Source organism: Sphingomonas sp. J315 (assembly GCF_024666595.1).
Taxonomy (GTDB): Bacteria; Pseudomonadota; Alphaproteobacteria; order Sphingomonadales; family Sphingomonadaceae; genus Sphingomonas.
This window is the reverse complement of record NZ_CP088296.1, coordinates 3,393,603-3,407,099: the sequence shown is the minus strand read 5'-3', so window position 1 is coordinate 3,407,099 and position 13,497 is coordinate 3,393,603. Positions and strand designations below refer to the sequence as shown.

General features: G+C 66.1%; 11 protein-coding genes, 1 tRNA gene and 1 pseudogene. 3 read left to right on the top strand and 10 right to left on the bottom strand.

The genetic code is table 11. From position 1 onward, the window contains the following. Positions 1–76 precede the first annotated feature (76 nt). Positions 77–1,129 carry an SGNH/GDSL hydrolase family protein gene (locus LRS08_RS17365; RefSeq protein ID WP_260481033.1) on the bottom strand — a complete coding sequence of 351 codons (1,053 nt, stop codon included), beginning with the start codon at positions 1,127–1,129 and terminating at the stop codon, positions 77–79. 465 nt (positions 1,130–1,594) lie between these two features. On the opposite strand from LRS08_RS17365, the gene LRS08_RS17360 reads away from it, so the two are divergent. Then, positions 1,595–2,824, top strand: coding sequence for a S1 family peptidase (locus LRS08_RS17360; protein ID WP_260481032.1), 1,230 nt, complete (start codon positions 1,595–1,597; stop codon positions 2,822–2,824). Between the two features lie 16 nt (positions 2,825–2,840). Here LRS08_RS17360 and LRS08_RS17355 read toward each other — a convergent pair. Further along, positions 2,841–2,915, bottom strand: a tRNA-Gln gene (locus tag LRS08_RS17355). A gap of 54 nt (positions 2,916–2,969) precedes the next feature. Beyond that, positions 2,970–4,047: pseudogene (locus LRS08_RS17350) on the bottom strand (branched-chain amino acid aminotransferase). A gap of 78 nt (positions 4,048–4,125) precedes the next feature. Here LRS08_RS17350 and LRS08_RS17345 point away from each other — a divergent pair. Then, on the top strand, positions 4,126–4,608 hold the full coding sequence (locus LRS08_RS17345; protein WP_257845986.1) for a MarR family winged helix-turn-helix transcriptional regulator: 483 nt from the start codon (positions 4,126–4,128) through the stop codon (positions 4,606–4,608). On the opposite strand, the gene LRS08_RS17340 is transcribed toward LRS08_RS17345, so the two are convergent. Both LRS08_RS17340 and proC read right to left on the bottom strand, forming a co-directional pair. Further along, a complete protein-coding gene (locus tag LRS08_RS17340; RefSeq protein WP_260481031.1) occupies positions 4,605–5,237 on the bottom strand; it encodes a hemerythrin domain-containing protein in 633 nt (210 codons plus the stop codon). The two genes, LRS08_RS17345 and LRS08_RS17340, sit on opposite strands and share 4 nt — an antisense overlap. Before the next feature lie 57 nt (positions 5,238–5,294). Further along, a complete protein-coding gene (gene proC / locus LRS08_RS17335) occupies positions 5,295–6,098 on the bottom strand; it encodes a pyrroline-5-carboxylate reductase (protein ID WP_257845989.1) in 804 nt (267 codons plus the stop codon). Between the two features lie 156 nt (positions 6,099–6,254). On the opposite strand from proC, the gene LRS08_RS17330 reads away from it, so the two are divergent. Next, positions 6,255–6,884, top strand: coding sequence for a hypothetical protein (locus tag LRS08_RS17330; protein ID WP_257845990.1), 630 nt, complete (start codon positions 6,255–6,257; stop codon positions 6,882–6,884). 770 nt (positions 6,885–7,654) lie between these two features. On the opposite strand, the gene LRS08_RS17325 is transcribed toward LRS08_RS17330, so the two are convergent. The 5 genes from LRS08_RS17325 to LRS08_RS17305 all read right to left on the bottom strand — a co-directional run bounded on the left by LRS08_RS17325 (position 7,655) and on the right by LRS08_RS17305 (position 13,477). Continuing rightward, positions 7,655–8,161, bottom strand: coding sequence for a YbjN domain-containing protein (locus tag LRS08_RS17325; protein WP_257845991.1), 507 nt, complete (start codon positions 8,159–8,161; stop codon positions 7,655–7,657). Positions 8,162–8,272: 111 nt separating this feature from the next. Further along, positions 8,273–8,572 carry an accessory factor UbiK family protein gene (locus LRS08_RS17320; protein WP_257845992.1) on the bottom strand — a complete coding sequence of 100 codons (300 nt, stop codon included), beginning with the start codon at positions 8,570–8,572 and terminating at the stop codon, positions 8,273–8,275. Between the two features lie 159 nt (positions 8,573–8,731). After that, complete coding sequence (locus tag LRS08_RS17315) at positions 8,732–9,283, bottom strand: TspO/MBR family protein (protein ID WP_257845993.1); 552 nt, start codon at positions 9,281–9,283, stop codon at positions 8,732–8,734. A 28-nt stretch (positions 9,284–9,311) separates the two neighbouring features. Continuing rightward, positions 9,312–12,413, bottom strand: a complete 3,102-nt coding sequence (locus tag LRS08_RS17310) for an efflux RND transporter permease subunit (protein ID WP_257845994.1) — start codon at positions 12,411–12,413, stop codon at positions 9,312–9,314. Then, positions 12,413–13,477 carry an efflux RND transporter periplasmic adaptor subunit gene (locus LRS08_RS17305; protein ID WP_257845995.1) on the bottom strand — a complete coding sequence of 355 codons (1,065 nt, stop codon included), beginning with the start codon at positions 13,475–13,477 and terminating at the stop codon, positions 12,413–12,415. The genes LRS08_RS17310 and LRS08_RS17305 overlap by 1 nt, the downstream gene beginning before the upstream one ends. Positions 13,478–13,497 lie beyond the last annotated feature (20 nt).

Below are 13,497 nucleotides of genomic sequence, written 5' to 3'. Positions count from 1 at the left end.
ATTCCGCCTCCCCCGCACGCCAAGGGGATAGGGTTGCCGTGCCCCCCTTTGCAACAAGCGCATGTCCGGTTGCAAACTAAGGCTTCAGGAACCGCGCGACGTCCACTGCCGCCGCCATCGCGGCATTGCCGGCGTCGTTCGGATGGACATGATCGCCGGGGTCATAGGCCGGGTTCAGCCGCGTCGGACGCGCGGGGTCGCGCAGCGTGGCGTCGAAATCGACCACCGCGTCGAACCTTCCGCTGGTGCGGATCCAGCTGTTGACCGCCTCGCGCAGCGCCTCGGTCTTCTCGCTGTACAGCCACAGCCCCTCGGTCGGCGCGATCGTCGCGCCCATCACCTTGATACCGTGCAGATGCGCCCGATCGATGAACTGCGCATAGGCGGCGATCAGTTCTTCCGCCGTGACCGCCTCACTCGACGGCATGCCCGGTATCGCCGCGAAGTTGATGTCGTTGATCCCTTCCAGCAGGATCACCCATCGCACCCCTGGCCGCGCCAGCACGTCGCGGTCAAAGCGCGCCAGTGCCGACAGGCCAGCGCCGTCGCGCCGCACGCGATTGCCGGAAATGCCCATATTGACGACCGAGAGATGCCGGGTTCGCGCATCTTTTTGCAGCCGATCGGCAAGCAGGTCGGGCCAGGCGCGGCCCGTGTCCGGGGTCGTTCCATAGCCATCGGTGATCGAATCCCCGAACGCGACGATCGTCCCCGCCTCGGGGGCTGCCTCCACCACGACGCCGGTTAGCCAGAGATAGGATCGGTTGGTATCGGATCCGCTCAGCGCCGTGTCGCCGGTTCGGTCACCCTTGACGATGTAGGTGGTACGCAGTCCCAGCGGATGAAGCGTGTTGACGGCGGTATCCGCAGGCAGATGGATCGAAACCGCGAGCTGCTCGAACGCCGCCAGGTCGATGCTGACGGGATCACTGGTCGCAACCGCGCCGGGCTGGATCGTCACATCCGCTTGCCCCGCAAAGCTGAGCGCCCGCGACGTGCCGGCAACGATCGCAGAGGCGCCGGCACTCTTGGCGATCGCGGCCCGTCCGATCCTGACTGGCTCGCCCCCGGATGCGTTGGAGAACTGGACGCGCAAGACGCTGCCGCCGATCGTGGGGCGCACGATCATCCGCACGGTCTGGTCGTGCAGCCGTTGGGGCGTAGGAAGGACCGGCGACGGTGCCGATGGCGGGGGCGCGGGACGCGTCTCGCCTTCGGGTCGCGGGGGGCATCCGGGGCGGCGGCATGGGTGCGAGCTGCTGCGCAGTTCCCCAGGCGCTGATCCAGCGATCCCCGGCCTGCGCGGTCGATGCGAACATCAGCGACAATGCACCCAGTAGCAGCGCGGTACCGCCTCCGTTCAACCCGAATCTCATCGCGCCCCTCCCGAAAAACGTTCCCGTCACAGGGCCGCGAGCGAAGTGACTTGCGACCTGCAATCGATTGCCATGAATGGATCGGCTATCATCGCCAACAATGGATCGCAAGTGGTCGGGGCGTTCCTTGAAATCCGGGAGGTCGCGAAGCGGTCCCCGGCATATCCGCTGACGGCTGAACCGCTTCTCACCGCCGCCCAGCTCATGTAGGCGAAGCCATGCGCCCGACCTCATCGCGCCTGTTCCTGCCCGCCGCGCTGATGCTGGCCGCAACCCCGGCAGCCGCGCAGACCGCCCAGACGCGCGACGACGCGCTGGCGCAGGACGGTGCCGAATATGCCCGCGCCTATGGCGTTACGCAGCCCGAAGCGGTGCGGCGGCTCGCGGCGCAGCAGGACAGCGTTCCCGTCATCGACGCGATCGCCGACCGCTACCGCGACCGTCTCGCCGGAATCTCGGTCCAGCATCGTCCCGACTACCGCTTCATCGTCTATCTGACGGGCGACCAGCCGGTCCCCACGCGCTGGATCACGGCGGGGACGACGCGGGTTCAGGTTCAGTTTCGCACCGGAGCAAAGGTTAGCCGCGACCGCGTGGTTTGGGCGCTGTCCCATCACCAGGCCGCGATCCGCGCGGCGCTGGGCAGCTATCCCGCCATGGGCATCGACCCGCGTACCGGTGAGCTGGTGGTGATCGCGGGCAATGCCGCAGTCGAGAAGGCAGGGGGAGCCGCGATGCTCGACGCACGGCTGACACAATTGACCGGCGTCCCGGTCCGGGTCCGCGCGCTCGATCATGTGGACCGCAACCTCGGCCCACAGGGCGGCGGGCGGCTCGACGGGACCGATCCGGTCAGCGGCAAGCGCTATCGCTGCACCAGCGGCTTTCTGGTCGGCGACGGCACGCGCACCGGCATCACCACCGCCGCCCACTGCCTCGACGACCTCAGCTATATCGATCCGCAGCGCCAGGCGACCCCGCTCGCCTTTGTCGGGCAATGGGGCTGGGGCTATCACGACGTTCAGATCCATGCCGGCCCCGCCCCCGCCCGCCCGCTGTTCTTCGCCGACACCGCACGGACGGTGGCGCGCCCGGTCGAGGTGCAGCGGACCAAGCCGAGCACCCGCGCGGGCGACTTTGTCTGCCATCGCGGCGAGAGCACGGGGTACAGCTGCGCCGAAGTGACCCTGCTCGATTTCGCCCCATCGGGCGAGCTGTGCGGCGGGTTCTGCCTTCCCACCTGGGTCGCTGTGGCGGGGCCGACGTGCAAACAGGGCGACAGCGGCGGTCCGGTGTTCAGCGGAACGGCCGCGTTCGGAATCGTCAAGGGCGCAACGTTCCGCCGCGACGGTTCCTGCGCCTTCTATTTCTATATGTCGCTCGATTACCTGCCGACGCCCTGGACGCTGCTGATCGAGACACCGACCGTCATCACGGGCCGCCCCTAGATCGATCGGGTGGGAATGGCTGGGGCGGCTGGATTCGAACCAGCGCATGGCGGTACCAAAAACCGCTGCCTTACCGCTTGGCTACGCCCCAACATGTCGCGGAAGCGACGCCCTTAGAGCGCCGCGCCGCCGCTGAAAAGAGGATTTAACCGAACCGATGCACCCAGCCATGCGGGTCGGGCGCTTCGCCGCGCTGGATCGCGGTCAGGCGTGCCTTGAGCGCTTCGGTCACCTGTCCCGGGCCGCCGCTGCCGATGGTGAAGCCGCCGTCGCGGCTCTTCACCTGGCCGACCGGGGTGACCACCGCCGCGGTGCCGCAGGCAAAGGTTTCGACCAGCCGACCGCTGTTCGCATCCGCCTCCCACTGGTCGATCGCATAGGGCTCCTCACGCACCGTGATCCCCTGCTCCCGCGCCAGCGCGATGATCGACTCGCGCGTGATTCCGGGCAGGATCGTGCCGGTCAGCGGCGGGGTGACGATGCTGCCATCGTCGAACACGAAGAACAGGTTCATGCCGCCCAGTTCCTCCACCCAGCGGCGCTCAGCCGCGTCGAGGAACACGACCTGGTCGCAGCCCTGCTTGATCGCCTCGGCCTGCGCGACCAGGCTGGCGGCATAGTTGCCACCACACTTGGCCGCCCCCGTACCGCCCGGCGCGGCGCGGGTGTAATGGTCGGAGACCCAGATCGTCACCGCCTTCGCCCCGCTCTTGAAATAGGCACCGGCGGGCGATGCGATGACGAGGTAGAGATATTCGCTCGCGGGCTTCACCCCCCAGGAACACCTCGCTCGCGAACATGAACGGGCGCAGATAGAGCGACCCGCCCTCAAGCGTCGGAATCCAGTCGCGGTCGGCGGCGACCAGCGCCTCGAGCGAGCCGATGAACAGCTCGTCGGGCAGTTCGGGCATCGCCATGCGCCGCGCCGATTCGCGGAAGCGGCGGGCATTCTCCTCGGGGCGGAACAGCGCGGTCCCGCCATCGCCGAGGCGATAGGCCTTGAGCCCCTCGAAAATCTCCTGCGCATAGTGCAGCACGGCGGTTGCGGGATCGAGCGTCAGGGGTGCGCGCGCGGTGATTTTCGCGTCGTGCCAACCCTTTGCGTCCGACCAGCGGATCATCGCCATATGATCGGTGAACAGCTTTCCGAAGCCCGGATCGGCAAGGAGGCGCGTCCGCTCGTTCGCATCGACCGGAGCCGGATTGGCTTCAACGTGGAACAGGCTGCTCACATCACTCTCCCGAATTGACCCGGAATCTACCGTTGCGCACGCCTAAGGCCGATGGCAAAACAGGTCAACATGGCTGTCCCAACTGCGTCCCCGCTATTCCTGCGCGAAGCCGAGATCCGGCGCGGCGTCGAAATGCTCTATTTCGGCTACAGCCACCTCACCCGCTCGATCGACGAGGGGCTGGCGGCGCAGGGGCTGGGCCGCGCGCATCACCGGTCGCTCTACTTCGTCGCGCGCCAGCCCGACATCACGGTGGGCGAGCTGATCTCGCTGCTCGCAATCACCAAGCAGTCGCTTGGGCGCGTGCTGACCGACCTGACCGAACGCGGCCTGATCGAGACGCGGCCGGGGCGCGAAGATCGCCGCCAACGCCTGCTGCGGCTGACGCCCGAGGGCACGAAATTGGAAGCGGAACTGTTCGACGCACTCCGCGAAAAGATGACCGCCGCCTATTCCTCGGCGGGACAGGCGGCGGTCGGGGGGTTCTGGGCAGTGCTTGAGGGGCTGATCCCCGCCGACGAGCGCAAGCGGGTATCGGACCTGGGGCGCTAGGCCACCTTGAACCCCTCGCGGTTCATCGCCTTGGTGAGCGCGGCGTTCTTTTCTTCCGACAGGCTGGCGCGCAGCTGCGGGAACAGCCGCTCCTCCTCATCCTGCATATGCTCCTCCAGTTCGCTGCGCAGCTTGCGGATCGTCGCGAGGAATTGCGGGCTCGCGGCGGGCATATTGTCCAGCTCGTACAAATGCTGCTTCACATAGCCATGCTCGTTGTTGAGCTCGTCCGCCGCCTCGACCTTCCCGGCCTCACGCAGCGCGGGATAGATCACATTTTCTTCCTCGATCGCATGCTTGGCCAGCGCGTGCTTGAGCTGGGTCAGCATCATCGTGCGCCGCGCGGTTGCGCTATCGTCGGTCGCCTCGATCGCGTCGAGCAGTTTGAGCACCGCCTGATGCTCGGCGATCAGCCCGTCCATCCAGTCGCCCGCCAGCAGGGTCGGCGATTGCACCGCCGCCTTGCGGCCCAGCATCGCCAGCACACCCAGCGCCGCGCCCGCCGCAGTCGCGCCAGCGATCTTGCCGAAGCTGCCGCCCCAGCCGCCTTCTTCCTTGAACCGGCCCTGGCTGTCCCGGGCCTGATTGTCTGCCTGCTTCGCTCTGCTCTGCGCCTTGGTCGCCATCATCGCCTCCATGACTTGGAATGTGGCGCGACAACGTTTTCAGCGGGTTGGACGTTCCGTTCAGCCGTGCGCGGCGGCGGCCATTTCGGCGTTGCGCCGCTCGGACGCTTCGAGCGTGGCGGTCAACAGCTTCACCAGCGCGGAATCGGTATCGAGTACATCCAGTCCCTTGCGGGTCGATCCACCGGGGCTCGCGACCTTGTCGGCGAGCGTCGCAGGCGTCTCGGAGGATCGGGCGGCCAGCAACGCCCCGCCCTCGACCGTCGCCAGCGCAAGCCGCAGCGCCTGATCTGCGGGAATGCCGACCGCCGCGCCAGCCGCCGCCAACGCGTCGACGAAGCGATAGACGAACGCAGGGCCGCTGCCCGCGAGCGCGGTCACCGCGTCGAACCGCGCGGCATCGACCCATTCGACGAGGCCGAGCGGGGCCATCAGCACCTCGGCCCCGGCCCGCGCTTCGGCATCCGCACTGTCGCTATGCAGCGCGACCACACCCTTGCCGATCTCGACCGGCAGGTTGGGCATCGCACGCACGATCGCCCCGGCATCGAACCGCGCCGCCAGCGCCGCCTCCTCGACCCCGGCAAGGATCGACACCAGCATCGGCACGCCCGCGATCCGGGCCGCAATCTGATCCGCAATTCCGTCCAGCTGCTGCGGCTTGACCCCCAGCATGACTGCGTCGGGCAGCGCGCCCTCGGGCAGCACCCGCCCCTGCCGCACGCCTTGGGGCAGGTCGCAGTCGCCGCGATTGAGGACAAACACATCCTCCCCGCGCACGGTCCCCGCCGCGATCCAGCGCCGCAACATCGCCCCGGCCATATTGCCGCAACCGATCAGCCACAGGGTCTTGGGGGTCGTCATTGCCACAGCTCCATTGCCTTTACCGCCCGTCGAAGAAGCGCGGCGTCGGGTCAAGCCCCCAGAAAACACGCCGCGCGCGGTTGACCCCGCTTCGCCCGCCAGTACGTTCCGCGTCCGCAACTTTCGGGGACTAAAATGGCGTATTGGCAGGGTTTGGTGACGGGTGCAGCGGTGACCATCGCGGCGGTGACATTGGTGGCAGCGACGAAGCCGCAGAAATTCGGGACGATCGATGTCGAGCGGATCAATGTCCGCGAGCCGGACGGCACGCTGCGGCTGGTGATCGCCAGCAAGGGCCGCTTCCCCGGTGCCTTCTACAAGGGTGACGAGATCGCGCGCCCCGACCGCGCCTTTGCCGCCGGTATGCTGATGCTCAACGACGAAGGCACCGAAAGCGGTGGCCTGATCTGGGCCGGCAAGAAGGATGGCGACAATCTCAATGCCGGGGCCAGCCTGACCTTCGACCGGTTCGAGAATGACCAGACGCTGCAATTGCTCCAGACCGACAGCGGCAACCGCGACAGCGCCGCGCTGATCATCTCCGATCGCCCGGCGGGCAGTATGTTCGCCAAGGTCGATGGCAAGGCGGTGATGCGCACCGATGGCGAGCCCGGCGCCGCGCGCCTGTTCGTCGGCAAGTCGCGCGACAAGGCATCGGTGGTGATGCTTCAGGACGCCACCGGCAAGCCCCGCCTGATGCTCAAGGTCGCCCCCGACGGCGGCGCAGCGATCGACTTCCTCGACGACAAGGGCAAGGTGGTGAAGACGATCGGGCCGGCAAGTTGATGGGGCAAGGGCGCGCCCACAACGGCGCGCCTCGCGTCACCCAATAGGCCGTAGTCTCATAAAGCGGACGGGCTGCTAACGACCCCATAGCGGGCCTTCGCTATCTGTTTTCCGCTTCCTGATTGCGGTCGTCGGCGCCTTTGCTAACGTCGTAGAATGCGACCGCTTCTAACCTCCGGCTTGGTCATTTTTGCGCTGGCTGGATGCAAACATGCTGAGTGGGAGCGAACCAGCGAAGCAATGTCTCCCGATCACCAGTATGTTGCTGTGGCTGAATATAAGGGCGCACCAGCTTCCAATAGCGATCATCGCCGCATCGTCTTGATCCAACGGAGCGCGGGATCGCCTTCGGCCGGGCAGGTGGTAGTATCTGCGGCTAATTCTAATCGTGTGGGCCTACACTGGGAAAGTGACGATCAGCTGATTGTAGAGGTCTGTGGTGCTACTTCTTACGAGGTGCAGGCGCGCCATTTCCGCGACCCTCCATTGAAGGAAGATGGCGAAGAAAACGCGATCCGGGTCGAGGCAGTTTCAGTCAAAAGTGACCGAAACGGACGTCAGCTATGCGCGGACTTGCCCGCAAAGTAGGCTGGCAGCTTCCCACCCAATTTCAGCCGTCCAGCCATCTCGCTGAAAGCGGTCGTTTGTGGGTTCACGGCCTCCAGGACTATGGCTGCTGAGGCGCAGGCTTGACGGTGCGGGGCTGCCCAGGCCGGTCAAAGAAGCCCGGCCCCGCGTCGAGCACGGGGCGACGGGACTATTGCTTGCGCTTACGCCTCGCCCTGCGTCTCGATCAGCGCGGCGGCGATCGCTTCCTTCGGCGACTTGCCGCCCCACAGGACGAACTGGAACACCGGGTAGAAGCGCTCGCATTCGTCGATCGCGCTTTCGACCAGCAATTCGGTGTGCTGCAGCGTAATCGATCCGCCGTCCTCGCCAGGGATCATCGCGGCGTTGCGGTAGAGCAGGATCCCGCTCGACGACCAAAGTTCGAAATGGCCGACCCAGAGCTGTTCGTTGACCAGCCCGATCGTCTCATAGATCGCCGCGCGGCGCTCGTCCGGGATGCGCACATCCGGGAACGCCAGAAACTGGAGCACGCCATCGTCCTCGCGCCAGATGGCGCGCAGCTCGTACTCGGTCCAGCTGCCCTTTACCTTGGCAACGACCTCATCCTCTTCGCGCGTATGGCTCCAGCCATGCGCCGCGAAATAGCTTTCCAGCATGTCGATCGGCGCGGCGTCATCGTCGCGCTCATATTCGCTCTCATCGAGCATTCCGGTCGTCCTCCGCCCGGCCCTTGCCTGGCGCAGTTGGTGCCAATCCTCGCCGCGCCGCACAAGCAGCATAGCGTAAACGCGGCGGAAATAGATGTGGAAAAACGGGTTTTAGAGGCCCGCGCCCGGCTTTCTGGGCTTGCTGGGCTTCGCAGCTGCGGCAGTTCCGGCCAGCTTCGCCTCCAGCGCCTCGATCCGCGCACGCAGCGCATCATTCTCGTCGCGTGCCGCAGCGGCCATCGCCTTCACCGCCTCGAACTCGTCGCGCGCGACGAAATCCATGCCCCCGACAAAGCTCTTGAACCGCTCACGCGCTGCGCTCTCGCCCTCACGCGCCATGCCGGCCATCGTGCCGGCCGCGCCGTTCACGAACTTCACGAAATCGTCGAAAATGCGGTTGTCGCTCTGCATTGTTTATCTCCTGGGCGGCACCGGCCCGCTCCCCCACGGGGTCCCCGCAAAGTAATACTTTGCGGGGCTACCGCACCCGGCCACCCAACTTTAGTAGCCTATGGGTGGCCGGGTGGGGGAGCGGGCCGGTGCCGCACGTTCAGCCCAGCTGAACCAAACTCAAATAGCCATTTGGGGCGCGGACTGCGCCGGGACAAGGGTTTCGGCGTTGGGATTGAGCTGGTCGATCTGGAAGCACAGCCATCCCGCGAAGCACAGCCAGCCCAGATAGGGGATCATCAGGATCGCCGCACCGGTGCGGATCCGCCCGAACAGGATCGTCGTGGCGAGTGCCAGCACCAGGATCACCCCGATCAGCACGAACGCCCAGAACACCTGATGCATGCCAAAGAACAAGGGCGACCAGGCGAGGTTCGCGCCCATCTGCACCGCGAACAGCACCAGCGCCGGGCCGCGCAGCTTCGACCCGCGCGCATTGATGATCATCGCCAGCGCCAGGCCCATCAGGACATAGATGACCGTCCACGCGACCGGAAACGCCCAGTCGGGCGGGGTCTGCGGCGGCTTTTCCAGCATCTGGTACCACAGGTTTTCAGCGCCGGTCGGAGCGATGCGGGCCGAGGTAAAGCCGAGCAACAGGATGAACGGGACGGTGACCACCGCCCAGCGCAGAAACGCAAGCCGCAACTGTCCCTTGGACGCAATCTCCATTACCGCTCCCCAGTCCTTTTGACCCGGCTTATTCGGCCGGTTGCGGCTGTGCCATCGCCGCATCAAGCTCCCGGCTCACGGCTTGGGGCGAACCGGTCCACTTGGCAAGCCTGCTATACAGGATCGGGATGAGGAACAAGGTGATGAGCGTCGCGAGCAGCACGCCGAACACGATCACCACGCCGATCGCCGATCGCGCGCCCGCGCCCGCGCCGCTCGCCAGCATCAGCGGCACCGCGCCCGCCGCGGTCGCAATCGACGTCATCAGGATCGCGCGCAGACGCCGTGCCGAAGCCATGCGGATCGCGTCGGCGATGCTCTTGCCCTCGTCGCGCAGCTGGTTGGCGAATTCGACGATCAGGATGCCGTTCTTCGCCGCCAATCCGACGAGCATGACGATGCCGATCTGACTGTAGAGATTGAGTGTCTTGCCGAAGAAGAATAGCCCGAGCATCCCGCCTGCGACGGCGAGCGGTACGGTCATGATGATCACGCCGGGATGCACGAAGCTCTCGAACTGCGCGGCGAGCAGCAGATAGACGACGAGGATGGTGAGGCCGAACACCAGCAGGATCGACCCGCCGGTCTCGACGAACGCCTGGCTTTCGCCGCGATAGCCGACCGCCAGCACTTCGGGCGATTCCGCTGCCTGTTCCTGAAGGAAGGTCAGCGCCTGCCCCAGCGAATAGCCTGGCGCGACGCCGCCAGACAGGGTGATCGCGCGCAGCTTGTTGTAGCGGCCAAGATCGCGCGGCCCCGACATTTCGCGCGTGGTGACGAGGTTGGACAACGGCACCAGCGACCCGTCACGCGCGCGGACATGGATCTGGGCGAGGTTGGCAAGCGTCGAGCGGTTTTCGGCATCCGCCTGAACAATCACCCGATACTCCTCGCCCCGGTCGAGATAGGTCGAAACGCGGCGCGACCCGAGCAATGTCTGCAGCGCCTGGCTGACCGCATTGACCGACACGCCCAGATCGCCGGCGCGGGTCGTGTCGACCTCGATCCGCATCTGCGGCTTGGTTTCCTTGTAGTCGGAATCGAGGTTTACGATCCCCGGGTTCTGCGCCGCCGCCGCAACGATGCGGTTGCGGGCAGCGACCAGCCCCTCATAGGTGTTGCCCGCCAGAACGAAGTTGATCGGCTGCCCGCGCCCGCGCCCCAGAGCCGACCGCACCTGCGCGTTGCCGCGCACCGCCGGTTCGTTGGCGAGGATACGGTTGATCTGCTGCGCGACCGCCTGCGTCGACGTGTCGCGCTCTTCCCAGGTCTTCAGAAAGACGATGAATGTGCCGCTGTTGAAATCGTCGCCCGCACCAAATCCGCCCGGCGTGCGGGTGATGATCGTCCGCACCGCACCCTGATCGAGCAGCGGGAGCAACTTCTCCTGCGTGCCCAGCATATACCGGTCCATCTGGTCGAAGCTCGTGCCCTCGGGCGCGCTGATCTGCACCTGCGCGACACCCTGATCCTCGGCCGGGACCAGCTCGGACTGAAGCGTCACGAACGCGCCGCCCGCAGCGAACAGAAAGGCGAGTACGCCGATCAGCGGGATCACGGGCTTGTCGATCGCGCGCGAAAGCTGGCGGCTGTAAAATCCCTCGAGCCGCTGGAACTTGTCGTCGACCCAGCCGGTGAAGCGACCGCGCTTTTCCTTGCGCAGCATCTTGGAACACAGCATCGGCGTCAGGCTGAGCGCAAGGAAGCCGGAAAAGGCGATCGCGCCGATCATTGCGACGGCCAGCTCGCGGAACAACAACCCGGTCTGCCCGGCGAGGAAACAGATCGGCACGAACACGGCGCACACCACCAGCGTCGTCGACACCACCGCGAAACCGACCTGCCGCGTCCCCTTGAACGCGGCGACAAGCGGTGGCTCGCCCTCCTCGATCCGGTGATAGACATTCTCGAGCACGACGATCGCGTCATCGACGACCAGACCGATTGCGAGCACGAGCGCGAGAAGGGTCAGCAGGTTGATCGAGAATCCCGCCAGCCATAGCACCGCGAATGCGCCAAGCAGGCAGATCGGCACTGTCACTGCCGGGATCAGCGTCGCCCGCCACGATCCCAGGAACAGGAAGATGACGAGGACGACCAGCACAGCCGCTTCGGCCAGCGTCTGCCACACCTTTTCGATCGCGCGACCGATGAACAGCGAATCGTCGGATCCGACCGTGATCGTCATTCCCTCGGGCAGGTCAGCCTTGACCGCTTCCGCCGTCGCCTTGGCCGTTTCCGCGACCTCCAGCGTGTTGGCACCCGATTGACGGACGATGCCCAGGCCCACCGCCGACTGGCCATTCATGCGAAAGGCGTTGTACGGATTCTCCGCCGACTGCTCGACCCGCGCGACATCGCCCAGCCGGACCAGATATCCGTCCGCGCCGCGACCCACGACCAGGTTCGAGAAATCGCCAGCCGTCGCGAACGGGCGATCGACGCGCAGCGTGCGGTTCTGCTGCTGCGATTCGAGGCGGCCGGCGGGCAGTTCGACATTCTGGCTGCGCAGTGCGGTCTCGACATCTGCCGGGGTCAGCGAATAGGCGGCCAGGCGCGTCGCATCCAGCCATACGCGCATCGACGGCCGCGCATCGCCCGCGACAAACACCCGCGCGACGCCGTCGATCGTGCTGAACCGATCGACCAACGTGCGATCGACATAATCCGACAGTTCCAGCCGCGACCAGCCCGGGCGCGAGATGACGAGGAACAGGATCGGCGAGCTGTCGGCATCCACCTTTCGCACTTCCGGCGCGATCACTTCTTCCGGCAGGTCTTCGACAACGCTGCCGATCCGATCGCGCACGTCGTTGGCTGCGGAATCGATGTCGCGACCGGGGCGGAACTCGATCGAAACATCCGACACGCCGTCACGCGAGCGGGATGTGATCGTCTGGATCCCCTCAATCCCCGACAGCGCCTCTTCGATCGGCTGGGTGATCCGCGCTTCGATCACGCTCGCAGCGGCACCGGTATAGGATGTTTCGACCGACACCACCGGCGGGTCGGTGTCGGGATATTCACGCACCGACAGGCTCAAGAATCCGACGACCCCGATAATCGTCAGCAGGATCGCCATCACCGCCGCAAAAACCGGCCTGCGAACCGAGAGGTCGGAAATCTGCATCAGTTACCCTTGGCCTGGCCGATACCCTTGGGCGCGGCATTGCCGGGGCCGCCAGTGCGGACCTGCTGCCCCTCGGCAATCTTGACCACGCCCTCGGTCACGACACGCTGGCCGGGCTTCAGACCCTGCGTCACCTCGACCAGCCCGTTCTGACGCAGCCCGGTGCGGATCGGCACCCGCTTCGCTTTCCCGTTCTCGATCGTGAAGACAAAGCTCTGGTCGCCCTCGCCTACCACCGCGAGTTCCGGCACCGCTACGCTGGTGCGCGCCTGCGCCTCGATCGTCACCGTCAACAGCATGCCGGGTTTGAGCTTGCGGTCGCCATTGGCGAGCACCGCACGCACGGTGGCGGCGCGGGTCTGGGGGTTCAGCACCGGGTCGATCGTTGCGATCGTGCCGCGAAATGGCTGATCGGGATAGGCAGCGGCGGTGGCGACAATCGCCTGGCCCGGCTGAATCTGCGCCAGCAGCGTTTCGGGCACGGCGAAATCGAGCTTGATCCGGCTGATGTCGCTCACCGTCGCGATTTCGGTCCCCGCGCCTACCACCGCACCGGCGGAAATGTTGCGCAGCGATACCCAGCCGCCGAACGGCGCACGCACCACACGGTCGCCGATCGATGCGCGCGCTTCGGCAGCCTGCCCCGATGCCTGGCTCGCCAGCGCCTGTTGCGCGTCCACCGCGCTGCGCGTCGCGAAGCCACGGTTTCTCAACTCTTCGAGCCGGGCGAGTTGCTGCTGCGCCTCACGCGCCCGCGCATTGGCCTGGGCAAGCTGCGCATTTTCCTGGCCCTGTGCCAGCACCGCGATCACCTGACCCCGCCCGACATAGGCCCCGTCCTCGAAGTTGAGGCGCAGAATTCGTTCGGTAACCGGGGCAGTGAGCGTCACCTGTTCGTTCGCGCGCGCGGTGCCGACCGCGTCAATTCGCTCGACAAAACGCGCGGACTGAACCGCGGCAAGCGTCACCAGGGGCGCCTCGCGCCCCTTTTTCTGCGCGGCATCGCCCCCGCCGCACGAGGCAAGGATTGCAGCCGAAGCAGCCAGAACAAGAATCATTCGCATGGAGAGCGCGCTACACCAAC